The organism is Streptomyces sp. NBC_01454 (assembly GCF_036227565.1).
Lineage (GTDB): Bacteria > Actinomycetota > Actinomycetes > Streptomycetales > Streptomycetaceae > Streptomyces.
On record NZ_CP109460.1, the window covers coordinates 2,855,954 to 2,881,223 of the forward strand.

20 protein-coding genes are annotated in these 25,270 nt (G+C 70.6%); 7 read left to right on the forward strand and 13 right to left on the reverse strand.

What is annotated here, in order from left to right:
- Positions 1 to 131: 131 nt before the first annotated feature.
- Genes OIU81_RS12340 through OIU81_RS12350 form a run of 3 tightly spaced genes read left to right on the forward strand, consistent with a single transcriptional unit; the run spans position 132 to position 3,337 of the window.
- Entirely contained in the window at positions 132 to 1,103 is a 972-nt protein-coding gene (locus OIU81_RS12340) for an ABC transporter permease (RefSeq protein WP_329146780.1), read from the forward strand.
- An 11-nt stretch (positions 1,104 to 1,114) separates the two neighbouring features.
- Positions 1,115 to 2,176, forward strand: a complete 1,062-nt coding sequence (locus OIU81_RS12345) for an ABC transporter ATP-binding protein (protein ID WP_329146782.1) — start codon at positions 1,115 to 1,117, stop codon at positions 2,174 to 2,176.
- Positions 2,177 to 2,188: 12 nt separating this feature from the next.
- Positions 2,189 to 3,337: an ABC transporter ATP-binding protein gene (locus OIU81_RS12350; protein WP_329146784.1), complete on the forward strand. Its 1,149-nt coding sequence runs from the start codon at positions 2,189 to 2,191 to the stop codon at positions 3,335 to 3,337.
- 79 nt (positions 3,338 to 3,416) lie between these two features.
- Here the strand turns inward: OIU81_RS12350 and OIU81_RS12355 are convergent, their stop codons facing one another.
- The 8 genes from OIU81_RS12355 to OIU81_RS12390 all read right to left on the reverse strand — a co-directional run bounded on the left by OIU81_RS12355 (position 3,417) and on the right by OIU81_RS12390 (position 14,330).
- A complete protein-coding gene (locus tag OIU81_RS12355) occupies positions 3,417 to 4,541 on the reverse strand; it encodes an ABC transporter ATP-binding protein (protein ID WP_329146786.1) in 1,125 nt (374 codons plus the stop codon).
- The gene (locus OIU81_RS12360; protein ID WP_329146787.1) at positions 4,528 to 5,568 is read right to left on the reverse strand and encodes an ABC transporter ATP-binding protein; all 1,041 of its coding nucleotides are present in this window, start codon (positions 5,566 to 5,568) and stop codon (positions 4,528 to 4,530) included. The genes OIU81_RS12355 and OIU81_RS12360 overlap by 14 nt, the downstream gene beginning before the upstream one ends.
- 11 nt (positions 5,569 to 5,579) lie before the next feature.
- Positions 5,580 to 6,572 (reverse strand): ABC transporter permease, encoded by a 993-nt coding sequence (locus OIU81_RS12365; protein ID WP_329146789.1) that lies wholly within the window; start codon positions 6,570 to 6,572, stop codon positions 5,580 to 5,582.
- The gene (locus OIU81_RS12370; RefSeq protein ID WP_329146791.1) at positions 6,565 to 7,488 is read right to left on the reverse strand and encodes an ABC transporter permease; all 924 of its coding nucleotides are present in this window, start codon (positions 7,486 to 7,488) and stop codon (positions 6,565 to 6,567) included. Before OIU81_RS12370 ends, OIU81_RS12365 begins: the two co-directional genes overlap by 8 nt.
- Before the next feature lie 27 nt (positions 7,489 to 7,515).
- Positions 7,516 to 9,132 carry a peptide ABC transporter substrate-binding protein gene (locus tag OIU81_RS12375; protein WP_329146793.1) on the reverse strand — a complete coding sequence of 539 codons (1,617 nt, stop codon included), beginning with the start codon at positions 9,130 to 9,132 and terminating at the stop codon, positions 7,516 to 7,518.
- A 179-nt stretch (positions 9,133 to 9,311) separates the two neighbouring features.
- On the reverse strand, positions 9,312 to 9,659 hold the full coding sequence (locus OIU81_RS12380; protein WP_329146795.1) for a putative quinol monooxygenase: 348 nt from the start codon (positions 9,657 to 9,659) through the stop codon (positions 9,312 to 9,314).
- A gap of 195 nt (positions 9,660 to 9,854) precedes the next feature.
- Positions 9,855 to 11,759, reverse strand: a complete 1,905-nt coding sequence (gene typA / locus OIU81_RS12385) for a translational GTPase TypA (protein WP_329146797.1) — start codon at positions 11,757 to 11,759, stop codon at positions 9,855 to 9,857.
- Between the two features lie 207 nt (positions 11,760 to 11,966).
- A complete protein-coding gene (locus OIU81_RS12390) occupies positions 11,967 to 14,330 on the reverse strand; it encodes an ABC transporter family substrate-binding protein (protein WP_329155077.1) in 2,364 nt (787 codons plus the stop codon).
- Positions 14,331 to 14,738: 408 nt separating this feature from the next.
- Here OIU81_RS12390 and OIU81_RS12395 point away from each other — a divergent pair, with 408 nt between their 5' ends.
- The 4 genes from OIU81_RS12395 to OIU81_RS12410 all read left to right on the forward strand — a co-directional run bounded on the left by OIU81_RS12395 (position 14,739) and on the right by OIU81_RS12410 (position 18,819).
- Positions 14,739 to 15,038, forward strand: coding sequence for a hypothetical protein (locus OIU81_RS12395; RefSeq protein ID WP_329146799.1), 300 nt, complete (start codon positions 14,739 to 14,741; stop codon positions 15,036 to 15,038).
- A 108-nt stretch (positions 15,039 to 15,146) separates the two neighbouring features.
- Positions 15,147 to 15,974: a hypothetical protein gene (locus tag OIU81_RS12400; protein ID WP_329146801.1), complete on the forward strand. Its 828-nt coding sequence runs from the start codon at positions 15,147 to 15,149 to the stop codon at positions 15,972 to 15,974.
- Positions 15,975 to 16,048: 74 nt separating this feature from the next.
- On the forward strand, positions 16,049 to 18,025 hold the full coding sequence (locus OIU81_RS12405; RefSeq protein WP_329146803.1) for a fumarate reductase/succinate dehydrogenase flavoprotein subunit: 1,977 nt from the start codon (positions 16,049 to 16,051) through the stop codon (positions 18,023 to 18,025).
- Complete coding sequence (locus OIU81_RS12410; RefSeq protein WP_329146805.1) at positions 18,022 to 18,819, forward strand: succinate dehydrogenase/fumarate reductase iron-sulfur subunit; 798 nt, start codon at positions 18,022 to 18,024, stop codon at positions 18,817 to 18,819. The genes OIU81_RS12405 and OIU81_RS12410 overlap by 4 nt, the downstream gene beginning before the upstream one ends.
- Before the next feature lie 48 nt (positions 18,820 to 18,867).
- Here OIU81_RS12410 and OIU81_RS12415 read toward each other — a convergent pair whose 3' ends face one another.
- The 5 genes from OIU81_RS12415 to OIU81_RS12435 form a co-directional block, all read right to left on the reverse strand.
- Positions 18,868 to 21,549 (reverse strand): SpoIIE family protein phosphatase, encoded by a 2,682-nt coding sequence (locus OIU81_RS12415; RefSeq protein ID WP_443074134.1) that lies wholly within the window; start codon positions 21,547 to 21,549, stop codon positions 18,868 to 18,870.
- 171 nt (positions 21,550 to 21,720) lie between these two features.
- Positions 21,721 to 22,182, reverse strand: a complete 462-nt coding sequence (locus OIU81_RS12420; protein ID WP_329155079.1) for an ATP-binding protein — start codon at positions 22,180 to 22,182, stop codon at positions 21,721 to 21,723.
- A gap of 243 nt (positions 22,183 to 22,425) precedes the next feature.
- Positions 22,426 to 22,866: a (deoxy)nucleoside triphosphate pyrophosphohydrolase gene (locus OIU81_RS12425; protein WP_063827986.1), complete on the reverse strand. Its 441-nt coding sequence runs from the start codon at positions 22,864 to 22,866 to the stop codon at positions 22,426 to 22,428.
- 51 nt (positions 22,867 to 22,917) lie between these two features.
- Positions 22,918 to 23,097 (reverse strand): SPOR domain-containing protein, encoded by a 180-nt coding sequence (locus OIU81_RS12430; RefSeq protein ID WP_329146810.1) that lies wholly within the window; start codon positions 23,095 to 23,097, stop codon positions 22,918 to 22,920.
- A gap of 246 nt (positions 23,098 to 23,343) precedes the next feature.
- Positions 23,344 to 25,044: an APC family permease gene (locus OIU81_RS12435; protein ID WP_329331122.1), complete on the reverse strand. Its 1,701-nt coding sequence runs from the start codon at positions 25,042 to 25,044 to the stop codon at positions 23,344 to 23,346.
- Between the last annotated feature and the right edge of the window lie 226 nt (positions 25,045 to 25,270).

The window sequence follows — 25,270 nt, forward strand, 5'->3', positions numbered from 1 at the left end:
CGAGAGCGCACCGCCTCGTCTGACGAAGGCACTCCGGAGAGCGCGCACACGGCGGAACGCGCGCCCTCCGGGGCCTTCCCAGCCACCCCTCACACCCACTGCCGCCGCCGTCCTGAGAGCAGCGAACTGCCATGCTTCAATTCCTACTTCGCCGGACGTTCGGCGCTGTTGTCATCCTTGTTCTGCTCAGTGCCTTCACCTTCTTCGTCTTCTTCGGTGCCGGTGACCCGGCCGCGATGTCCTGCGGCAAGAACTGCACCGCGGACAACATCGCGCTGATCCACCAGAACCTCGGCCTCGACAAGCCCCTGACGACCCAGTTCTGGGACTTCGTCGTCGGCATCTTCGCCGGCCGCGACTACTCCATCGGCCACTGCAGCGCGCCGTGCTTCGGCTACTCCTTCGCGACCAAGCAGGACGTCTGGTCGACGATGATGGACCGCCTGCCCACCACCGCCTCGCTGGCCATCGGCGGCGCCGTGGTGTTCCTGACCGTGGGCCTGGGCACCGGCCTGATCGCCGCCTACAAGCGCGGCTCGTTCCTGGACAAGGCGCTCACCTCGGTCTCGATGGTGCTGAGTTCGGCACAGATCTACATCCTCGGTCCGATCGCGCTCGGTCTCTTCGTCTACAGCGGCCTCCTGGAGTCCCCCAAGTACGTGGACTTCACCTCGGACCCATCGGGCTGGTTCATGGGGCTGCTGCTCCCCTGGCTCGTGATGTCGACGATCTTCACCGCGCAGTACACCCGTATGTCCCGCTCGACGATGATCGAGCAGCTGCAGGAGGAACACGTCCGGACGGCCAAGGCCAAGGGCATGTCCAGCTCGTACGTCTTCCTGCGCTACGCCTGGCGCGGGTCGCTGATCCCCATCGTGACCATCCTCGGCATGGACCTGAGCTCGCTGTTCGGCGGCGCGATGATCACCGAGTTCACCTTCCAGCTGGCGGGCATCGGCCGCCTGGCGATCGACTCCGTCACCACCCTCGATCTGCCCATGGTCATGGGCGTGCTGATCTTCAGCGCCGCCCTGATCCTGGTGTTCAACATCATCGTGGATGCGACGTACGCCTTCATCGACCCGCGCGTGCGCCTGTCCTAGGAGAGCCTGAAGTGACCACACTCACCAAGACCGAAGGCACCGAGGTGCCGGCCGGGTCCGACCCCTTCCTGTCCGTCCGTGATCTGCAGGTGCGGTTCTCCACCGAGGACGGCATCGTCAAGGCGGTCGACGGTCTCTCCTTCGACCTGGAACGCGGCGAGACGCTCGGCATCGTCGGTGAATCGGGCTCCGGCAAGTCGGTGACCAACCTCGCGATCCTGGGGCTGCACAACCCGAAGGCCACCGAGATCGGCGGCGAGATCGTCCTGGACGGGGACGAGCTGACCGGGGCCCGCGAGAAGACCCTGGAACAGCTCCGCGGCAACAAGATGGCGATGATCTTCCAGGACGCGCTGACCGCCCTGTCGCCGTACTACACGGTCGGCCGGCAGATCGCCGAGCCGTTCATGAAGCACACCGGCGCGAGCAAGCGCGAGGGCCGCCAGCGCGCCATCGAGATGCTGACCAAGGTCGGTATCCCGCAGCCGAGCCTGCGGGTGGACGACTATCCGCACCAGTTCTCCGGCGGTATGCGCCAGCGCGCGATGATCGCCATGGCGCTGGTCTGCAACCCGCAGCTCCTGATCGCCGACGAGCCCACCACCGCGCTGGACGTGACCGTCCAGGCGCAGATCCTCGACCTGCTCAAGGACCTCCAGCAGGAATTCGGCTCCGCGATCATCCTGATCACCCATGACCTCGGCGTGGTCGCCAACACGGCGGACAAGCTGCTGGTGATGTACGCCGGCCGGGCCGTGGAGCGGGGCTCCGTCAAGGAGATCCTCACCCAGCCCCGCCACCCGTACACCTGGGGCCTGCTCAGCTCGATGCCGCGGCTGTCCTCGGACGTCAGCGAGGCGCTGCACCCGATCCCGGGTTCCCCGCCGAGCCTGCTCAACCCGCCCTCGGGCTGCGCCTTCCACCCCCGCTGCGGCTTCACGGCCGAGGTCGGCGGGGCGCGTTGCACCGACGAGCGGCCGCTGCTGGAGGCGGGGCGCGCCGCCGCGTGCCACCTGAGCGCCGAGCAGAAGCAGACCCTCTTCACCGAGCAGATCAAGCCCCGGCTGGGCTAGGGAGCGACCACCATGACAGACAACGTCACCCTCCCGGCGCCGCGCGGCGCCGCGCCCACGCCGGGCGAGCCGCTGCTCACCGCCGAGGGCCTGACCAAGCACTTCCCGATCTACGGCGGCTTTCCGTTCAAGCGGAGGGTCGGCGCGGTGCAGGCGGTCGACGGCGTCGACCTGACCGTGCACGCGAGCGAGAGCTTCGGCCTGGTCGGTGAGTCGGGCTGCGGCAAGTCCACCACCGGCCGGCTGCTCACCCGCCTGATGGAGCCGACCTCCGGCAAGATCACCTACGCGGGCCAGGACATCACCCACGCCGGCCGCAAGGAACTGGCGCCGGTCCGCTCCGAGATCCAGATGATCTTCCAGGACCCGTATGCCTCGCTGAACCCGCGGCAGACGGTGGGCACCATCATCGGCGGCCCGATGGAGATCAACGGGATCAACCCGCCCGGTGGCCGGGAGAAGCGGATCCGCGAGCTCCTGGAGACCGTGGGTCTCAACCCGGAGCACTACAACCGCTTCCCGCACGAGTTCTCCGGCGGCCAGCGCCAGCGCATCGGGGTGGCCCGCGCGCTCGCCCTGGAGCCGAAGCTGATCATCGCCGACGAGCCGGTGTCCGCGCTCGACGTCTCCATCCAGGCGCAGGTCGTCAACCTGCTCCAGAAGCTCCAGCGCGAGCTGGGCATCGCGTTCCTGTTCATCGCCCACGACCTGGCGATCGTGCGGCACTTCAGCGAGCGGGTCGCGGTGATGTACCTCGGCAAGATCGTCGAGGTCGGTTCCCGCGACGACATCTACAACCGGCCCCGCCACCCGTACACCCACGCGCTGCTCTCGGCGGTGCCCGAGGCCAAGCTGGTGGAGAGCGAGGAGGAGGACCGCGAGCGCATCCGCCTCGCCGGTGACGTCCCCTCCCCCGTCAACCCGCCCTCCGGCTGCCGCTTCCGCACCCGCTGCTGGAAGGCGCAGGACAAGTGCGCGAGCCAGGAGCCGCCGCTGGTCCAGATCGGCGGCAACGCCGGCGGCCACCTGACGGCCTGCCACTTCCCCGAGGAGCCCACGACCGCGGCGCGGGACGAGGACATCATCCTCGACCCGGCGCTGGCGGCGATCGAGGACATCACGCCGGCCGGCTCCGCCGAGGAGACCGGCACGACCGGCTGACCGGGCCGTACCCCGCCGGAGCCCGCTTCCCCCACGGGAGGCGGGCTCCGGCGCGTGTGGCGGCTCCGCGGCCACGCGGCTACCCGCTCGGCACCACCGTGCGCTCCTCGGCGAAGTGACATGCCGACGGGTGCCGCGCGGGCCCCGCCGTGTCCCGGAACTCCGCCGGGACCTCCAGCGGCGGGGTGACCTCGGCGCACAGGTCCCGCGCCTTCCAGCAGCGGGTGCGGAAGCGGCAGCCGGAGGGCGGGTTCGCGGGCGAGGGGACGTCGCCCGCGAGCAGGATGCGGTCGCGGTGGGTGTGGGCGTCCGGATCGGGGACGGGCACGGCGGACAGCAGGGCCTGGGTGTACGGGTGGGTCGGGTGCTCGTAGATCTGCTCGTCGGTGCCCAGCTCGGCGAGCCGGCCCAGGTACATCACCGCGATGCGGTCGGAGATGTGCCGCACGACCGACAGATCGTGGGCGATGAAGACGTAGGACAGGTCGAACTCGTCCTGCAACCGCTCCAGCAGATTGACCACTTGGGACTGGACGGAGACGTCCAGCGCGGAGACCGGCTCATCGGCGACGATGATCTCCGGGCGCAGCGCCAGTCCGCGGGCGATCCCGATGCGCTGGCGCTGGCCGCCGGAGAACTGGTGCGGATAGCGGTTGACGTACTCGGGGTCGAGCCCGACCACCTCCAGGAGTTCCTGGACCTTTCTGCGGCGCTCTCCCTTGGGGGCCGCCTCGGGGTGGATCTCGTAGGGCTCGCCGATGATGTCCCCGACGGTCATCCGGGGGTTCAGGGAGGTGTAGGGGTCCTGGAAGACCATCTGGATATTGCGCCGTACCGCCTTCAGCGCCCGGCCGGAGAGGGTGCTGATGTCCTCGCCGCGGTAGCGGATCCGGCCGGCCGTGGGGCGTTCGAGGCCGACCAGCAGCTTGGCGACGGTGGACTTCCCGCACCCGGATTCGCCGACGATGCCGAGCGTTTCGCCCCGGTGGAGGTCGAAGGAGACCCCGTCGACGGCCCGGACCGCGCCGACCTGCTTCTTGACCAGCACGCCCCGGGTGAGCGGGTAGTGCTTGACCAGGTCGCGGACCTCCAGGACCGGTTCCGGGGAGCCGGCCGCCGGGGTGCCGGGGGCCGGGGTGCCGGGGGCCGGGGTGCCGGGAGCCGGGGTGCCGGGAGCCGGGGCCCCGGTGTCACCGTGCGCCATCGAGCGTCTCCTTCCAGAAGTGGCAGGCGCTGGCCCGGCCGGGCCCGGCCTCGTACAGCGGCGGCGGGTCGGTGCGGCAGACGTCCCGGGCCAGCGGGCAGCGCGGGTGGAAGGGGCAGCCCGGCGGAATGGCCGTCAGATTGGGCGGCATGCCCTTGATCGCGTACAGCTGCCGCCCCTTCTGGTCCAGCCGCGGGATCGAGTCCAGCAGCCCGCGGGTGTAGGGGTGGGCGGGCGCCTTGTAGAGCTGGTGGACGGGGGCGGTCTCGACGATCCGGCCCGCGTACATCACCGCGATGGTGTCGGCGACGTCCGCGACCACCCCCAGGTCGTGGGTGATCAGGATCAGTCCCATGGTCAGCTCGCGCTGCAGCTCCGCCAGCAGATCCATCACCTGCGCCTGGACGGTGACGTCCAGCGCCGTGGTCGGCTCGTCCGCGATGATCAGGTCCGGGCCCAGGGCCAGCGCCATCGCGATCATGATCCGCTGGCGCATCCCCCCGGAGAACTGGTGCGGATAGTCGCCCACCCGCTCCCTGGCGGCGGGGATCTTGACCCGCTCCATCAGCTCCACGGCCCGCCCGCGCGCCTCCTTGCGGGACATCCCCTCGTGGACCTGGAACATCTCCCCGAGCTGGGCCCCGACGCTGAGGACCGGGTTCAGCGAGGAGAGCGCGTCCTGGAAGATCATCGCCATCTTCGCGCCGCGGATCCTGCGCCGCTCCTCCCTGCGCAGGGTCAGCAGATCGCGCCCCTGGAAGAGGATCTCGCCGCCGGTGATGAACCCCGGCGGGGAGTCGAGGATGCCCATCACGGCCTGTGCGGTCACGGACTTGCCGGAGCCGGACTCCCCGAGCACCGCCAGGGTCTGACCCCGTGCCACGTGGTAGCTGACGCCGTTGACGGCCTTGGCCACCCCGTCGCGGGTACGGAACTCGACCCGCAGATCGCGGACCTCGAGCAGCGGCGGCTCGGCCACGGCCGCCGCGGCGCCCGTGGGTTCCGGGGCGGCTTCCTGGTGCGTCATCTTCCCGCTCCTCAGCGCAACTTGGGGTCGAGGGCGTCGCGTACCGCGTCGCCGAGCATGATGAACGCCAGCACCGTGATGCTCAGCGCGCCCGCCGGCCACAGCAGCATGTGCGGCGCGCTGCGGATGTACGGGGACGCGGTGGAGATGTCGATGCCCCAGGAGATGGTGGGCGGCTTCAGCCCCGCGCCCAGGTAGGAGAGCGTCGCCTCCAGCGCGATGAACGTGCCGAGCGCGATGGTGGCGACGACGATGACCGGCGCGACGGCGTTCGGGGCGATGTGCCGCAGCAGCATCCGCCCGTTGCCGGCGCCCAGCGCCCGTGCGGCCTGGACGTAGTCGTTCTGTTTGGCGGTGACCACCGAGCCGCGGGCGATCCGGGAGACCTGCGGCCAGCCGAGCAGCACGATGAAGCCGACCACCGGCCAGACCGTGCTGCTGGCGACCATCGAGAGGAAGACCAGCCCGCCGAGGATCACCGGGATGCCGAAGAAGATGTCGGCGATCCGGGACAGCAGGGTGTCCGACCAGCCGCCGAAGAAGCCGGCCAGCCCGCCCAGCAGGCTGCCGAGCAGCGCCGCGCCGGTCGTGGCGCAGACCCCGACGGTGATCGAGGCGCGGGCCCCGTAGACCACCCGGGTGTAGACGTCCCGGCCCTGGGTGTCGAAGCCGAAGGGGTGGCCGGGCTGGGAGCCCTGCTGCGCCTTGGCGAGGTCCGCGCGGTAGGGGTTGCCGGTGGCGATCAGCTGCGGCCAGATCGCGATGATCACCAGGAAGACGATGACCAGTGCGGAGATGACGAAGACGGGGTTGCGGCGCAGATCGTGCCAGGCGTCGCTCCACAGGCTGCGGGGCTTGCCGGCGGGCACCCCGCCGGGCGGACCGGCGCCCGGCGGGGCCGCACCGGGCCGCCGCTCCAGCGACTCCGCCTCGCCGATGGCCAGCGCGGCGGAGCCGCCGTCGCCGTGGCCGATGGCTTCCTTGGGGGCAGTGGGCTCAGGCATAGCGGATCCTCGGGTCGAGGACGGCGTACAGCAGGTCGACGAGGAGATTCGCGAGGAGGAAGACCAGCACCAGGATCGTCACGAAGCCCACGACGGTCGGTGAGTTCTGCCGCAGGATGCCCTGGTAGAGCTGGTATCCGACGCCGTGGATGTTGAAGATGCGCTCGGTGACGATCGCGCCGCCCATCAGGGCGCCGATGTCGGTGCCGATGAAGGTGACGACCGGGATCAGCGAATTGCGCAGCAGATGGCGGGTGATGACCCGGCGGCGCGGCAGGCCCTTGGCAACGGCCGTACGGACGTAGTCGGCGCGGACGTTCTCCGCGATCGAGGTCCGGGTCAGCCGGGTCACATAGGCGAGCGAGACCAGCGCCAGCACCAGCCCGGGCAGCAGGAGTTCGTTCAGCGGTACCTCCGGGGAGACCGACGGCGCGGCCCAGCCCCACTGCACCCCGAACAGGAACTGCAGCAGATAGCCGCTGACGAAGGTCGGGATGGACACCACGACGAGGGTGAGGACCAGGACCGAGGTGTCGATGCCGCGGCCGCGCCGGAGCCCGCTGAACACCCCCAGCACGATGCCCACCACCATCTCGATCACGATGGCGACCACCGTCAGCCGCAGGGTGACGGGAAAGGCGGAGGCCATCAGCTCGGTGACCGACTGGCCGTTGAACGCGGTGCCGAAGTTCCCCTGGAAGATCTGCCCCATGTAGTGCAGGTACTGCTTCCACAGCGGCGCGTCGAGGTAGAGCTCGCGGCGGATCTGCGCGGCGGTGGCGGGGTCGGGGGCGCGCTCGCCGAACATCGCGGCCACCGGGTCGCCCAGTGCGTAGACCATGAAGAAGATCAGGAAGGTGCTGCCGATGAACACCGGGATCATCTGGAGCAGCCGCCGGATCACATACCGTCCCATGAAGCGTCCACCTCCCTCACACCACGGTCAGTTGACCTTGATCTCGTTGTAGACCGGCACGCTGAACGGGTTCAGCGAGACATTGCTGATCCGTTCCGAGTAGCCGCCGCTGCCGTTCTGGTACCAGAGCGGAATGGACGGCATCTGCGCGGCGAGGACCTTCTCGGCGTCCTGGAAGGTCGCGACGGCCTGACCGGTGTCGGTCTCCGCGTTGGCCTTGTCCACCAGGGTGTCGAAGCCGTGGTTGCTGAACTTCCCGTCGTTCGCCGAGCCGTTGGTGTAGTAGAGCGGCTGGAGGAAGTTCTGGATCAGGGGGTAGTCCATCTGCCAGCCGGCCCGGAAGGGGCCGCTCATCCGCTTGGCCGCGATCTTGTTCCGGAAGTCGCCGAAGGTCCCGACCGGCGCGCCGGTGCAGGCGTTGTCGCTGCCCAGCGAGGTGTTGATGCTGTTGCAGAGGGCGTCGATCCAGTCCTTGTGGGAGCCGGTGTCGGCGTTGTACGTGAGGGTCATGTGTCCGCCGGGCAGCCCGCCGCCCTGCTTGATCAGCTGCCGGGCCCGGCCGGGGTTGAACACACAGGCCTCGCCGCAGAGCCCCGCCTTGTAGCCGCCGTCCGCGCCCAGTACCGGTGAGGTCCAGTCCGTGGCGGGTGTCCGCGTCCGCCGGAAGATCTCCCGGGTGATCTGGTCCCGGTCGATGGCCATCGACAGTCCGCGCCGGACCTTCTCCTTGCCCGGTCCGCCCCACGCCTTGTCGTACATGGGGAAGGTGAGGGTCTGGATGATCCCGGCCGGCTGGTTGATGTACCGGTTGCCGAGGTCCGATGTCACGCTCTTGAGCTGTGAGGCCGGTACATCGTCGACGAGATCGAGGTTGCCGGCCTGCAGATCGGTGTACGCGGTGTTGTTGTCGGTGTAGACCCGCAGATCGATGCCGGCGTTCCGCGCCGGGTCGGACCCCGGGTACTTCCCCCATTTCCGCATCCGCAGCACGGACCCCTTCTCATAGGAATCCACGCGGTACGGCCCGTTGCCGACCGGCTTTCGCAGCCACCCGGAATGGTCCTTGTAGAACGCCTGGGGCAGCGGCATGAAGGCCGAATAGCCCAGGGTGTCCGGCCAGCTGGAGAACTTCTGGTTGAGCGTCACGGTGAAGGTCTTGTCGTCCTTCACCACCAGCCCCGACAGCGTCTTGGCCGTAGGGGTTCCGGTGGTGGGGTGCACCTTCGCGAAGCCGTCGATGTACTGGAAGAACGGCGCGTTCTTCTGCTCGTTGGTCAGCAGCGCCCCGTAATTCCAGGCGTCCACGAAGGAACGGGCGGTGACCTTCTCGCCATTGCTGAAGGTCCAGCCGTCCTTCAGGGTGACGGTGAAATGCTGCGAATCCTTCGTCTCGATGCGGTCCGCGATCACATTCTCCGCGGCGCCCGTTTTCGGGTTGTACCGCTTGAGGCCGCGGAAGAGCATCTCCAGGACCTTGCCGCCCTGGACCTCATTGGTGTTCGCCGGCTCCAGCGGATTCTGCGGATCTCCCCAGGAGGCACTGACCACCCCGGCGCTCGCCCCGCCGCCGCCCCCGCACGCGGTGGCCGTCAGACCGGTGGCGGCGGCACACAGGGCCCACTTCGCGAGGGTGGCTCCCCGCATGATGCCTCCTCAGGTCCGGACTCCTGCCCAGCCCACATAAGATCGCAAAGCGGGAGGTATCGCACTTCGGCGGCGACCGCCACTGCTCCGGAGACCCGAGAAAACCCCCGTATGCCCGATCGGCTTGGGGTGGGCGGGGCCGCCCCACGGCGGGGCGGCCCCGGTGCCGGCCCGGTGGATCAGGAAGCGGCACCCGAGGCGTGGTGGACGCCCTCCACCGCGTATATCCGCGGGTCGAAGGACTCCGCCAGCGCGGCGGCCTGCGTCATGTGCTCCTGCGCCGCCGGATCGGCCAGCATCGCCCGGAAGTGCGCCTCGCTCTCCCACTGGGCGTAGTTGACGACCCGTTCGCCGTCCGCACTGGCGTGGAGGTTCGCCGAGAGGAAGCCCGGCCGGTCCCGCATCGTCTCCTCGGTGGCCCGGCTCAGCAGCGCCACCAGCTCCGCCTGCCGCTCGGGCAGCACGGTGAACACATTGATCAGCGTCGCGATCCCACGACCGGCTTCGATCTTCGTCGTCTGCGTCATGCCCCCAGTCTGGCGCCGGCCACTGACAACGCCGCCGGGGAACGGGACAGGCCCCCGGGGAGCGGGACGGACCGCCGCACCGGGACGCGAAGCGGCCCCGCCGGAACGCCGAAGGGGCGCCCCTCACGTGGAGGGGCGCCCCTTCGGCGCGTTTCCGGAATCCCGGCGGCAGGCGTTACCGCTCGGCGCGGTCCTTCAGCGCTTCGCGCGGGAAGCCGTGCGGCCGCGCTCCTTCTGGTCCAGGACGACCTTGCGGATGCGCACGGACTCCGGGGTGACCTCGACGCACTCGTCGTCGCGGCAGAACTCCAGGGACTGCTCCAGGGAGAGCTTGCGCGGCGGAACGATCGCCTCGAAGGAGTCGGCCGAGGCGGAGCGCATGTTGGTGAGCTTCTTCTCCTTGGTGATGTTGACGTCCATGTCGTCGGCGCGGGAGTTCTCGCCGACGATCATGCCCTCGTACACCTCGGTGCCCGGGTCGGTGAAGAGCACACCGCGCTCCTGGAGGTTGGTCATCGCGAAGGCGGTGACGGCACCGGCGCGGTCGGCGACCAGCGAGCCGTTGTTACGGGTCTTCAGCTCGCCGAACCACGGCTCGTGGCCCTCGTGGATGGAGTGCGCGATACCGGTGCCGCGGGTGTTGGTCAGGAACTCGGTACGGAACCCGATCAGACCGCGGGACGGGACGATGAACTCCATGCGGACCCAGCCGGAGCCGTGGTTGGACATGTTGTCCATCCGGCCCTTGCGGGTGCCCATGAGCTGGGTGACCGCGCCCATGTGCTCCTCGGGCACATCGATGGTGATGCGCTCGATCGGCTCGTAGGTCTTGCCGTCGACCTGCTTGGTGACCACCTGCGGCTTGCCGATGGTCATCTCGAAGCCCTCGCGGCGCATCTGCTCGACCAGGATGGCCAGCGCCAGCTCACCGCGGCCCTGCACCTCCCAGGCGTCGGGGCGCTCGGTCTCCAGCACGCGCAGCGAGACGTTACCGATCAGCTCGCGCTCCAGGCGGTCCTTGACCTGGCGGGCGGTGACCTTGCGGTCCTTGACCGCGGACTTGGCGTCCGCGCCCTTGCCGGTGCCGCCGCGGCCGACCAGCGGGGAGGTGTTGGTGCCGATGGTCATGGAGATCGCGGGCTCGTCGACCGTGATCAGCGGCAGCGCGATCGGGTTCTCCGGATCGGCCAGGGTCTCGCCGATCATGATGTCGGGGATACCCGCGACCGCGCAGATGTCGCCGGGGCCGGCCTTCTCGGCGGGCTTGCGGGTGAGCGCCTCGGTCATCATCAGCTCGGTGATGCGGACGCTGGAGACGGTGCCGTCGCGCTTGATCCAGGCGACGGTCTGCCCCTTCTGCAGCTCGCCCTGCTCCACCCGGAGCAGCGCGATACGGCCGAGGAAGTTGTCCGCGTCGAGGTTGGTGACGTGCGCCTGCAGCGGGGCGCTCTCGTCGTACTCGGGGGCCGGGACGTGCTCCAGCAGCGTGTGGAAGAACGGCTCCAGGTTGGTGCTGTCGCCCGGGACCGTGCCGTCCTCCGGCTTGGTCAGCGAGGCGACGCCGTCACGGGCGCAGGCGTAGACGATCGGGAACTCGATCTGGTCCTCGTCCGCGTCCAGGTCCAGGAACAGGTCGTAGGTCTCGTTGACGACCTCGTCGATCCGGGAGTCGGGACGGTCGGTCTTGTTGATGCACAGGATGACCGGCATCCGGGCCGCGAGGGCCTTGCGGAGCACGAAGCGGGTCTGCGGCAGCGGACCCTCGGAGGCGTCGACCAGCAGGACGACCGCGTCGACCATCGACAGACCGCGCTCGACCTCGCCACCGAAGTCGGCGTGGCCGGGGGTGTCGATGATGTTGATCGTGATCGGGTCCCCGCCGTCCTTGGGGTGATACTTCACCGCCGTGTTCTTGGCGAGGATCGTGATGCCCTTCTCACGCTCCAGGTCGTTGGAGTCCATCATCCGGTCGTCGAGCTTCTCGGCGGCGTGCTCGGCGAAGGATCCGGCCTGCTTGAGCATGCCGTCGACGAGAGTGGTCTTTCCGTGGTCGACGTGGGCGACGATGGCTACGTTACGAATGTCGTGACGGGTGGGCATACTGGCGGCGCTTCTCCCGGAATCGTGGGTGGCGACGCGTCCATCCGGTACGCGCGCCCGCCGGGCATCTCAGCACGCCACGGCCTCACCCCATGGTACGTGGCTGCGGCGGCACTGGCCGCCGCAGCCCGTCCATACCGCCTCTGACCTGCGATTACCTTCCCTCGCGAGGCTCTGGTGAGGGCTGGTGGGGGCCGGCGGGGTCCCCTACCTCGTGTACCCGATGTCCTGGAAGCGGGGGGTGGCGAAGCCGAAGGCGCCGACGTTGGCGAGCGTCTTCTTCGTGGCCACCAGCTCGGGCCGCTGGTAGAGCGGAATCGACCCGGCGGCCGCCCAGATCCGGGCGTCGGCCTGTGCGACCAGGGTGCGCGCGGAGCCCTCGTCCAGCTCGGAGGAGGCCTGGTCGAAGAGCTGGTCGATGTGGTCGGTGCCGACCCGCGTGTAGTTCTGCTCGACGGTCAGCGAGCCGTCGGGCGCGGGCTGCGGCTTGGCGTAGATCGGGCGGGCGTCGGTCGCCGGGTAGGCGGTGCCGGGCCAGGAGTACAGCGCCAGGTCGTAGTCGCCGGAGGCGATGTGGTCCTGGAAGTAGCTGGCGTCGGAGACCCGCTGGACGGAGGTCTGCACGCCGATCTTGCCGAGCATCTCGGAGATCCGCCGTCCGACGGTGCGCAGCTGCGCGGAGGCGGCGCCGTCGGGGACCACGAAGCGCAGGGTCAGCGGCCTGCCGTTCTTCTTGACGGCGGCGATACGGCCCGCCCGGTCACCGGCCGGCTGCGGTGCGGCGGCCGCGGACCGCTCGGCCGCGGCGTGCCGGGCGCCGGGGTGCCCGCCGGAGCCCGGCAGGTGCGGGGCCTGGCCGGTCTCGATCATCTCGGCGGAGCCCAGCGCCCGTGCCGCGCGCTTCTTGTAGCGCGTGTACTTGGCGTACGCCGCCGACTCCGTGTCGCCGCCCGCCGCGTCCTTCTCACCGGCGGCCGCCTGCTTGTAGAACGAGGCGCTCTGCCGCAGCAGGGCGGACTGCTGGACCTCCGAGCCGACCGCGCCGGTGAAGGACAGCGGGGCCTCGGCGGCGGCGGGCCGGGCGTCCGCGCCGTGCTCGCCCAGGACGGCTGCGTGCCCGCGGCCGGGCCGTGCCGGGTTGCGGTCGTCGGCGCCGTCGTCGTACCCGCCCCGGCCGTCGGCCCCGTCCCCCGCGGACTCGTCCCCGTACGGGTCGCCGTCGTAGCGGTCGTCCGAGCCGGGGGCGGGTGCGCCCGCGTTCTGGCCGGCCTGCTGCCGGTCGCTGCCGTCGCTCTTCCAGCCGGCGTCCGCGAGCAGCGCCTTGGCCGCCCCGGTGTCCTGGCCGCCGAGGGCGTCGCTGTGGTCCTCGTAGCCGCTCTGCCCGGCCATCAGCAGATGGCTGCCGAGCGGCCGGGAGGGCAGATCCAGCGGCTTGAGGACGGCGTCCGCGAGCACCTGCCGGTCGAGGGCGCGGGCCACCGCCCGGCGCACCCGGTCATCGGCCAGCGGCCCGCTGCTGCCGTTGAGGGCGAGCTGGGTGTAGGCGGGCTCCAGGGCCTTGCGGACGGTGTAGCCGCGCAGCACCGCGTTCTGTCCGGCGACGGCCTTGGCGTCGGCCTTGGCCCCGTCGCCCTGCGGTCCCGCGTTGCCGTCGCCGGGCTTGTGGGAGGCCGCGCGCCGGGCGGAGGCGACCCGCTTCGCGGCGAACTGGTCGACCGCGGCGACATCGACGCTCCCGTCGGCCAGCGCCGCGGCCCGCTTGTCGCCGGGCAGCGACTCCAGCACGATCTTCTTGAGCTTGGCGCGGTCGCCCCACCACTTCGGGTTGCGGACGAGGACGACGCGCCCCTCCTCGGTGTCCCGCTCCTGGACGAGGAACGGGCCCGCACCGACCTTGAGTTGCTCGCGTGCGCCCTCGTTGAAGGCGTCGGCGTTGCCCATCACGCTCTTGGGGTAGAGCGGGGTGAACAGCGACCGCCAGTCGGCATAGGGCCGGGCGAAGGTGACCTTCACCTCGTGGGCGCCCGCGCCCTGTTCGACCGTGCCGATCCGGTCGTAGCCGGCGTTGCGGGCGGTCCAGAACGCGTTTTTCTTGCCGGACAGCGCGTTCCACTGGGCGATGAAGTCGGCGGCGGTGATCGCCGATCCGTCGCTCCACCGCGCCTTGGGGTTGATCTTGTACGTGACGATCTGCTTGGGGTCGCGGGCGCTGACGTCCGCGGCGTCGAGATAGTCGGCGTTGCGCTGCGGCCGACCGTTCGCGTCGAGGGTGAACATGGCGGGCAGCACTGCCCCGGCGATCCGTGCGGTGGTCGCGTCGGCGTCGGACTGGAAGGCGTTGAGGGTGCCGGGCATCGCGTCGATGGCCCAGCGCAGGGTGCCGCCGTCCTTCAGCTCGCCGCGCGGCGCCGGGGCGATGTCCTGGGACGCCGAGACCGACGCCTCCCGTTCATCGCTGCTGCATCCGGTCAGGGCCGGCAGCGGGAGCAGCGCCCCCGCCGCGATGAGCGCGGCACAACGGCGTCTGCGGCACGCCGCGCGGCGGCCTGAGGGGTGGTCGTGGTCGGTCATGACGGTTACCTCCGGGCTCACCCGCGCCGCGCCGAGCACCGCCTGGGCCTGACCGGCGCACCACGTTCGGCCGAGTTTGCGGCTCATCACATCTATGGCACCCCCACTGAAAGCGACCGCGCCCGGACCGGCCGCCCGACACGACGGCCACCACCCCAAGGCCACCCGCCCGGCCCAACCTCCCGGGCCCCGGCGGGGTCACGGGGTCACCGCACGGCGGACCGCAGCAGCCCGCGGCGCGCCCGGTTCCGTATCGACGTTCGAGGGGTGCCGGGCCCGCACCGTTGCCGAAACGCACCGGTTCGAGTCGTAATCCCGCACACCCCCTTCCCAACCCCTACTGTGACGCGCGACACTCTCGGGCGCATGAGATCGCCCACCACACCTTCAGAAGTGAGGGCACGTCATATGTCCCTTAAGGATGATCTGACGGCGGTTGAACGCAGCCTGGACCATCTCGCCCGGTCGGTGGGGAAGCTGGAGGCGCAACTCGGCGCCGGCCTGGACATCCGCCGGGTCCGCAGCGACACGGACCATCTGCGCGAGAGTCTCGGCCTGCTCAAGCAGAGCGCGGCGGCCGGCGGGCCCCGGCGCCAGGGTGCGGCCACCGTCGAGATGGTGACGATCTCCGACGCCCCCTACAACTCCGCGCTGTGGACCGACGCGGAGGACGAGGGCCTGGGCTCCAGGAACGGCCACGCGCCCTGAGCGGCCGTGGCACGAGCCCCACCGTCCGCCCCTCATCCCGTCCCGCCCCGCCCCGGCCGCGCGCCTTCCACCGCCGCCCGGACGGAGCGCCCTTCACGGAGACCGACGTTGGCCACTGGCACCGAACCCTCCTCGCACACCGACGCGACCGGCGTGCACTCCACCTCGCGCGCCGCCATCCCCGCCCGCCATCTGCGCACCGACCGCTGGTGGCTGGCCCCGGCCTGCACCGCCGCCGGGCTGCTCGCGTTCATCGTCTACTCGACCTGGCGGGCCTTCGCGAACGCCGACTACTACCACGCGCCCTATGTCTCGCCGTTCTACTCGCCGTGCCTGGCGGAGAACTGCCACACCATGCGCGGCGGCCCCAACTGGGAGCTCTTCGGCAGCTGGTGGGGCCTGTCCCCCGCGCTGCTCATCCTGATCTTCCCGCTGGGTTTCCGGCTGACCTGCTACTACTACCGCAAGGCCTACTACCGGGGCTTCTGGGCCTCGCCGCCGGCCTGCGCGGTCGCCGAGCCGCACAAGAAGTACACCGGTGAGACCCGCTTCCCGCTGATCCTGCAGAACATCCACCGCTACTTCTTCTACTTCGCGGTGCTGGTCGCCGGCGTACTGACCTACGACACGGCGCTGACCTTCCGCGACGAGAACTACGCCTGGGGTCACATGGGCCTGGGCACCCTGATCTTCCTCGCCAACATCGTGCTGATCTGGGCCTACACCCTCTCCTGCCACTCCTGCCGGCACATCGTCGGCGGCCGGCTGCGGCACTTCTCCCGGCACCCGGTGCGCTACCGGCTGTGGGGCTGGATCGGCAAGCTCAACGCGCGGCACATGCAGCTGGCGTGGTCCTCGCTGATCAGCGTGGCCGTCGCGGACTTCTATGTCTTCCTGCTGGCCAGCGGCGCCCTCGCCGATCCGCGCTTCTTCTGACGAGCGCCCCTCCCCTTCTCCTTGTGCAACAGCAACTCCTTTGACAGTTCTTCTACGGAAAGGTGTGCCCCGCGATGGCGCATGTGGACCGGCAGGCATGGGACGTGGTCGTGGTGGGCGCGGGCGGCGCCGGACTGCGCGCCGCCATCGAGGCCCGCGAGGCCGGCATGCGCACGGCCGTGATCTGCAAGTCCCTGTTCGGCAAGGCCCATACGGTGATGGCCGAGGGCGGTATCGCGGCCAGCATGGGAAATGCCAACGCGCACGACAACTGGCAGGTCCACTTCCGGGACACCATGCGCGGCGGCAAGTTCCTCAACCACTGGCGGATGGCCGAACTCCACGCCCGGGAGGCCCCGGACCGGGTCTGGGAGCTGGAGACCTGGGGCGCGCTCTTCGACCGCACCGCGGACGGCCGGATCTCCCAGCGGAATTTCGGCGGCCACGAGTACCCGCGGCTGGCGCATGTCGGCGACCGTACGGGCCTGGAGCTGATCCGTACCCTCCAGCAGAAGATCGTGGCGCTCCAGCAGGAGGACGAGCGGGAACTGGGCGCGTACGACGCCCGGCTGAAGGTCTATCAGGAGTGCACCGTCACCCGGATCCTCAAGGAGCCGGCCGGCGGCCCCGGCGCAGGCTCCGGGCAGGTCGCCGGCGCGTTCTGCTACGACCGGGAGTCCGGCCGCTTCTTCGTGCTGGAGGCTCCGGCGGTGGTGCTGGCCACCGGCGGCATCGGCAAGTCCTTCAAGGTGACCTCGAACTCCTGGGAGTACACCGGTGACGGCCATGCGCTGGCGCTGCTGGCCGGGGCGCCGCTGATCAACATGGAGTTCGTGCAGTTCCACCCCACGGGCATGGTCTGGCCGCCGTCGGTCAAGGGCATCCTCGTCACCGAGTCGGTCCGCGGCGACGGCGGGGTGCTGCGCAACAGCGACGGCAAGCGCTTCATGTTCGACTACATCCCGGACGTCTTCAAGGAGAAGTACGCGGAGACCGAGGAGGAGGGCGACGGCTGGTACGAGGATCCCGAACGCCACCGCCGCCCGCCCGAACTCCTCCCCCGCGACGAGGTCGCCCGCGCCATCAACGCCGAGGTCAAGGCGGGCCGCGGCTCCCCGCACGGCGGCGTCTATCTGGACGTCTCCACCCGGATGCCGGCCGAGGTCATCCAACGCCGGCTGCCCTCGATGCACCACCAGTTCAAGGAACTGGCGGATGTGGACATCACCGCCGAGCCGATGGAGGTCGGCCCGACCTGCCACTACGTGATGGGTGGGGTGGAGGTCGACCCGGACACCGCGGCGGCGACCGGCGTACCGGGGCTGTTCGCGGCCGGTGAGGTGGCCGGCGGCATGCACGGCTCCAATCGCCTCGGCGGCAACTCACTGTCCGACCTGCTGGTCTTCGGCCGCCGGGCGGGGCTGCACGCGGCCGCGTACGCGGCCGCGCTGGACCGGCGGCCGGTACCCGACCCGCTGCAGATCGACGCGGCGGAGGCGGAGGCGCTGCGTCCCTTCAGCGCCGAGGGCGGGCAGGAAGCCGGAGAGGACGCCGGCCGCGAGACGGGTCCGGCGGAGAACCCGTACACCCTGCACCAGGAGCTCCAGCAGGCGATGAACGACCTGGTCGGCATCATCCGCAGGGAGAGCGAGATGTTCGAGGCGCTCAAGCGGCTGGCCGATCTGCGGGTGCGGGCCCGCCGGGCCGGCGTCGAGGGCCACCGGCAGTACAACCCGGGCTGGCACCTCTCCCTCGATCTGCGGAACATGCTGCTGGTCAGCGAGTGTGTGGCGCGGGCGGCGCTGGAGCGGGAGGAGAGCCGCGGCGGGCACACCCGCGACGACCATCCGGCGATGGACCGCGGCTGGCGCAACATCAATCTGGTCTGCGAGGTCGCCCACCCGCAGGGCGAGGCGCGGACCGCGGACCCGGCGCTGGGCCAGATCCGGCTCTCCCGGCGCGAGACCCCGCCGATCCGCCGCGATCTGCTGGAGTTGTTCGAGAAGGACGAGCTGGCGAAGTATCTGACGGACGAGGAGCTGAGCCGGTGAGCGTGTCGCAGGAAGAGCAGCGGTCGGGCGTCTACCAGGCGCATTTCCGGGTGTGGCGGGGCGATGAGCACGCCGGCGGCCTGGCGGACTACTCGGTCGAGGTGCACGAGGGCGAGGTGGTGCTCGACATCATCCACCGCCTCCAGGCGACCCAGGCCCCCGATCTCGCGGTGCGCTGGAACTGCAAGGCGGGCAAGTGCGGTTCGTGCAGCGCGGAGATCAACGGCCGGCCGCGGCTGATGTGCATGACCCGGATGTCGGTCTTCGACCGTACGGAGACCCTCACGATCACGCCGATGCGGGCCTTCCCGGTCGTCCGCGACCTGGTCACGGACGTGTCCTTCAACTACACCAAGGCCCGGGAGATCCCGGCGTTCGTCCCGCCCGCGGAGCTGGCCCCCGGCGAGTACCGCATGCAGCAGGAGGACGTGGGGCGGTCCCAGGAGTTCCGCAAGTGCATCGAGTGCTTCCTGTGCCAGGACACCTGCCATGTGGTGCGCGACCACGAGGAGAACAAGACCGCCTTCGCCGGTCCGCGCTTCCTGATGCGCATCGCCGAGCTCGACATGCATCCGCTGGACGCGGCGCCGGAGTCCGGTCTCGACCGCAAGGCCACCGCGCAGGACGAGCACGGGCTCGGCTACTGCAACATCACCAAGTGCTGCACCGAGGTCTGCCCCGAGCACATCAAGATCACCGACAATGCGCTGATCCCGCTCAAGGAGCGCGCCGCGGACCGTAAGTACGATCCGCTGGTGTGGCTCGGGAACAAGATCCGGCGCCGCGGCGAGTGAGCGGGCGGGGCGGGCCCCCGGGCGCCGTCCCGGTCCCGCCCCGGCTCCTCAGAACAGGCTCAGCAGCGCTTCCGCCGGGTCCACCGCGGGCGACTCCCCGTCGGGCAGGGCGAGTTCGAACCACACGGTCTTGCCGCGCGGGGTACGCCGGCTGCCCCAGCCCTCGCTGAGCAGACCGACCAGCTGCAGCCCGCGGCCGCCCTCGTCGGTGTCCCGGGCCCGGCGCCGGCGCGGCTGGGCGAGATCGGCGTCCCAGACCTCGCAGACCAGGGTGCGGTCCAGCAGCAGCCGCAGCCGGATCTCGCCGTGGCCGTGCCGCAGCGCATTGGTCACCAGCTCGCTGACCAGCAGCTCGGTGGTGTCGACCAGGCCCTGCAGGCCCCAGTCGGTGAGCTGGTCGCGGGCCAGCTCCCGGGCGCGGGCCACCGAACGGGCCTCCGGCGCCAGATTCCAGTCGCCCACCGCGTCCTTGGGCAGCCCCTGCACCCGCGCCATCAGCAGCGCGATGTCGTCCTCGCCGTGCGAGGTGTCCATCGCGCTCAGCACGTGGTCGCAGGCGTCCTCCAAGTCCTCCAGCGGGCGGTCGGCGCCCGACAGGGCCCTGCGGAAGGCCTGCAGCCCCTCGTCCAGCGGATGGTCGCGGGACTCCACCAGGCCGTCGGTGTAGAGCGCCAGCAGCGCACCGTCCGGCAGCTCGACCTCGATCTCCTCGAACGGCTCGCCGCCGACGCCGAGCGGCATCCCCGGGGGCACGTCGAGCAGCAGCGCGTCCTCGCCGTCCTCGACCAGCACCGGCGGCAGATGCCCGGCGTTGGCGAACGTACAGCGCCGGCTGATCGGGTCGTAGACGGCGTAGACGCAGGTGGCGAGGTAGACCTCGGAGAGATCGGCGGTACGCGCCGAGCGCCTGGGCTCGGCGCCCTCCGGGGCCCCGGACCGGCCGCGGGCGCTGCGGGCGGTGGACCGGCCCTCGCCGTCGCCGCCGAGCCCGCGGGCGATCTCGTCCAGCGCCGAGAGCACCTCGGCGGGCTCCAGGTCCAGCAGCGCCAGGGTCCGTACGGCGGTGCGCAGCTCCCCCATGGCGACCGCGGCGCGCAGTCCGCGCCCCATCACGTCGCCGACCACCAACGCGGTGCGGTGGCCGGGGAGTTCGATGACGTCGAACCAGTCGCCGCCGACCTCGGTCGCGGTGGTGCCGGGCAGATAGCGGCAGGCGATGTCCAGGCCGGCCGCCTCGGGGTCGCCGGGCGGCAGCAGGCTGCGCTGCAATATCAGCGCGCGCTCGTGCTCACGGCGGTAGAGGCGGGCGTTGTCGATGCAGACCGCGGCGCGCGCGGCCAGCTCCACGGCGAGCGCGGTGTCCCGCTCGCCGAACGGCTCGCTGCCCTTGGTACGGGAGAACTGCACCAGCCCGACGACGGTGTCCCTGGCGACCATCGGGACGGCGAGGGTGGACTGCACCACCGCGCCGAACTCCGGCCCCCCGTCGTCGCTCTCCCGGCCCGGGATGATCTGCGCATGGCCGGTCCGCAGGGCGCCCGCGCAGGGGGAGTTGAAGGGGTAGCGGTGGACGGCGCCGACCGCGACCGGGTCCGGTGTGCCGCCGGGGACGGCGGGGGAGGTGGCGAGCGGGGCGTCCGAGACGGCGCTGGCGAAGGCGACCCGGCGCAGCTCCGCGCTGCCGTCGCTCATGCCGGGCGGGGCCTCGTCGCCGGCGAGCAGCCCCTGGTAGAGGTCCACCGAGGCCAGGTCGCAGAACTGCGGGACGGCGACGTCCAGGAGGGTGCGGGCGGTGGTCTCCAGATCGAGGGAGTTGCCTATCCGGGCACCGGCCTCGTTGAGCAGCGCGAGGTTGCGGCGGGCGTTGGCGGCCTCGCGCTCGGCCCGGCGCCGGCCGGTCACATCGGCGGCGAGCGCCGCGACGCCGATCGGCCGGCCGCTGGCGCCGTGCAGCCGGTAGAGCGAGACCGACCAGCGGCGCCGGTCGCCCTCGCCGCCGGCCAGGCCGACCAGTTGCATCTCGGCGACCGGCTCGCCGGTGTCCAGGACGCGGCGCAGGGCGGCGGTCATCCGCTCGGCCTCGCTGCGCGGCAGGAAGTCGTGCGGGCCGCAGCCGCGGTACTTGCTCGCCGGGCCGCCGAAGACGGTGGCGAACCGTTCGTTGACCCGCAGCAGCTTCAGGTCCGTGCCGAACAGGGTGAATCCGATGGGAGATTGACCGAAAACGGCCTGCGAAGCGGCGAGATCGGTTTCGATGCCGCGCAGCGCCCGGACGTCGACGACGAGACAGACCGCGGCGCGCTCACCGTCCTCGTTGCGCGAGGGCATCACATAGATCTCGGCGAGCCCGTCGGTCACGCCGTCCGCTTCCCTGCGGTAGGGCACCAGGCCGGTCCACTCCCGGCCGTCGAGTATCTCGGACACCTTGCGGTGGCCGGTGTCGCGCAACTCGCTGGGCACGAAGGCCTCTACGGGGTCCTTGCCGAGGGCGTAGCGGGCGGGAATGCCGAGCATCTGCGCGGCCCGCTCGCTCCACTGGTCGATCCGGCCGTCGGGGCCGAGCGAGAAGGAGGCCACGCGGATGTAGTCATAGATCGATCCGGGCCGGCTGCTCTGCCACACGGGCGCGCCCGCCGGCTCGCCCGCGCGCGGGCGGCCACCTGGGTCGCCCGGGCAGTCCACACCACCCTGATCCTCGCCCTGTGCGGGTTCTGCCCCGCCAGATGACATCTCGCTCACGAGCCCCGTCCCCTCCAGCTCATCGTGCCCGGACCGGACCAGCCTGAGTATCCAGCACCTCGGCAATCCGGAACACGGTCTTCACGATCACAGCACAGTCTCGATCGCAGGCCATCGACAGAATGTCGATGAAATGGCAACGATCAGGACTTCATCTGTCTCCTAACCAGCCACCGACAGCTCGAACCACACAGTCTTGCCACTCTTTCCACGCCGGGTCCCCCAGCGCCGCGAACTGCACGCGACCAGCTGCAATCCACGGCCCCCCTCGTCGTCGGGCGCGGCGTCACGCTCCTGCGGCGGGTCGGGCAGCGGATCGGAGACCTCGACGAGCAGCCCGCCGGTACTCAGCAGCACCATGCGGACCCCGATCGGCCCGCTCGCGTGGCGCAGGGAGTTGGTGACGAGCTCGCTCACGAGTAGTACGGCCATGTCGGCGGCGCCGTTCAATCCCCAGTCGGCCAGCACCCGGCGGACCACGGTGCGGGCGGTGCGCACGGCGCCGGGGTCGGCGGGAAAGCTCCATTCGGCGGTGGGGGAACCGGTGGCCTTGCCGCGCCTGCGGGCATTGCCGGAGACCGGCTCCGGGACCTCTGCCGCTGCGCTGTCGCTCACGCCGATCACATCCCAGCCCGATGACTCCCCCGTCACATTCCACGTATGGAAGGGGTCATTCAGGACATACCCGATATCCCGCGCGAAGTACCGCATGCGGCGGTGCACTGTGGCACAAATGAAACATATCGGCGCGGTGGACCGGAGCGCCGAGACGGGCGGTCACGGGCACGGGAGCGGCCCGGGGCGCGCGGGTGCGCGCGGCGGGCCCAAAGGGCGGTGCCGGGGCGGTCGCGGGCCGCCAACGGGGCGCTACGGCCGTACCGGGGAGGCGCCGGCGGCGGGCGGCACCCCGTTCTTCGCCGCCAGCCTGCGCATCACCTCGGCGACCGCCGGGCGGTCCTGGTCCAGCCAGTCGACCTGACTCTCCTCGCCGGGCCGCAGCCAGCGCAGCTCGTCGTGGTCCTCCAGGGGCTGTGGCACCCCGGACACCAGCCGGGCAGTCCACACCTGCAGGACATAGCCCGGCCGTAGCACCCACTCGCCCGGAATCCGGTCCAGGGCCGCCGCCTCGACCCCCAGCTCCTCGCGCAGCTCGCGCTCCAGCGCCCGCTCGGGGGTCTCGTCGTCCTCCACCTTGCCGCCGGGCAGCTCCCAGCGGCCGGCCAGCGCGGGCGGTGCGCTGCGCCGGGCGGCCAGCAGCCGCCCGCGCTCGCACACCGCTCCGCCCACCACTACGCGCACGGTCGTCATGCGCGGCAGCCTACGTCCCCCGCCCTCGTCCCGCTTCCCGCTCGCGACCTCTCAGGTCGCTGCCCGATCGGCCTTCTCGACCACGTAAAGCTGCTGGTGGCCGCGTGTGCCAAGCCGGTCGGCCACCCGCTCCGCCTCCGCTCGGGTGGCATAGCGGCCCACGCGATAGCGGTTGCCGCCTTCGTCCTGGCGGATGACGAGCCAGGGGAGCACCGCTGCGCCCTCGGTCATTGCGCCCCTCCGTCCGCCGCGTGGCACTCCCTTGCGCGCCCCTGGTCCGCTGATGCCGAAATCGCAATCCGCATATGCCCGAGCCTACGCCCGACCTTCACTCAGCGGATATGGAATGACACAAAGAGATACCGAACCGGCCACCCGCGGGCCTCCGGTATACCGGAGACGGCCTGCGAGTGGCCGGCTGGTGGCCCAATATGCTCGGGCGGGCGAACAGCTGCCGCGCGGACGGCGCGGGCGGGCTCAGGCCCCGACGGACGCCTTGGCGCCGTCGGTCTCGGCGGCCTCCTTCGCCGCGGCCTCCTCCTCGGCACGGAGCTCGGCCTCGACCGTGAGCAGCGAGGGGTTGCGCCAGGAGCTGCGCACACCCCAGAAGTAGAAGGCGAGGCCGATCGCGGCGACCAGGACGATGTCCCAGCCCTCCGGCAGATAGCCCTTGCCGCCGAAGTCCTTGCCGCCCAGGTACGACACCGCGGCCATGACCAGCAGGTACGCCACCATCCAGGCACCGGCCTTGAGGTGCGGGCGCAGCTCGGCCCACGGCTTGCGGCCCTGGGTCAGCGGCTTGCCGATCTCGTACCAGGCCCAGACCGGCAGTCCGACGGCCATGATCAGGATGACCTTGCCGGTCAGCGGCCAGCGGCCCCAGTACAGCACCAGCGAACCGAAGATCATGGCGATCGGCGCGACGATCGGCATCGCGCGCAGCTTGACCGGGCGATTGAGGTTCGGCGAGATACGGCGCAGCGACATCACCGCGACCGGCCCGGTGATGTACGAGATGACCGTGGCCACCGAGACGATCTCGGCCAGCGAGCCCCAGCCGCGGAAGACCGCGAGGAAGAGGAAGGCGATCACGAGGTTGAGCACCAGCGCCGGGCGCGGCACACCGGTCTTCTTGTCCACCTTGCCGAAGATGCCGGGCAGATGGCCGTTCTCCTGCACACCGTGGATCATGCGCGAGGTGGTGGCCGCGTAGATCATGCCGGTACCGGACGGCGAGACGAAGGCGTCCGCGTACAGCAGCAGCGCCAGCCAGTTCAGGCCCCAGGCCACGGCGAGGTCGGCGAGCGGCGAGTTGAAGCCGAGGGAGGCCCAGCCGCCGCCGGCGGTGAGCTTGTCACCGGGCACCGCCATCAGGAACGCGACCTGCAGCGCCACATAGATGACCAGGGCGATCAGGATCGACCAGACGACGGCCTTCGGCAGCGACTTGCCGGGGTTGCGGGCCTCACCGGCGAGGTTCAGCGGGGACTGGAAGCCGTTGTAGGCCCAGACGATGCCCGAGACGGCGACGGCGGTGAAGACCGAGCTCCAGCCGTTGGGCGTGAAGCCGCCGTGGTGAACGATGTTGCCGGTGTCGAAGTGCGCCATCATCAGCGCGGTCGCGGTCAGCGCCGGGACGACGACCTTGAAGACCGTGATCGCGGTGTTGGTCTTCGCGAACAGCGAGATCGCGAACCAGTTGAGGAAGAAGTAGAAGATCAGCAGGATGCTGGCCAGCCCGACGCCGGTGCCGGTCAGCTCCTTGCCGTCGTAGAGCGCGTGCGTCCAGCCGTAGTCCCAGGAGCTCATGTACTGGACGGAGGCGGTGGCCTCACCCGGGATGACCGAGACGATCGCGATCCAGTTCGCCCAGGCCGCGAGGTAGCCGGCGAGCGAGCCGTGGGAATACTGGCCGTAGCGGACCATGCCGCCGGCCTTCGGGAACATCGCGCCCAGCTCGCTGTACGTGAGGGCGATGGTGAGTGCGACGAGCGCACCGATGACCCAGGCGAGGATCGCGGCCGGGCCGGCGATGGCGGCGGCCCGTTCGGCTCCGAAGAGCCAGCCGGAGCCGATGATGGACCCGAGACCAGTGGCGGTCAGGGCGATGGTCCCGAGGGACCGACGGTAATTCGAGTGCGAGCCCTGCTCCGCGCTCGGGTTTTTCGTCGTGCTCACGTGCTTGGTCTCCTGGTCTTCCCCCGTGCCGTGCACAAACTTCGCCATCGTAAGAGCGAATCGAGTCGTCGACTTCCCACAGCTGCCAAAAAAAGCCGCCCAGTTGAGGGTCTGTGAGTTATCCAACACAAGGTTTCGGCCAAATTTTGCGCACAAACCAGCCCAAACCGGGCTCCTGGCCGAGAACCGTAGGCGGACACAGGGCGTCTCGCGCACGCGCACAGGG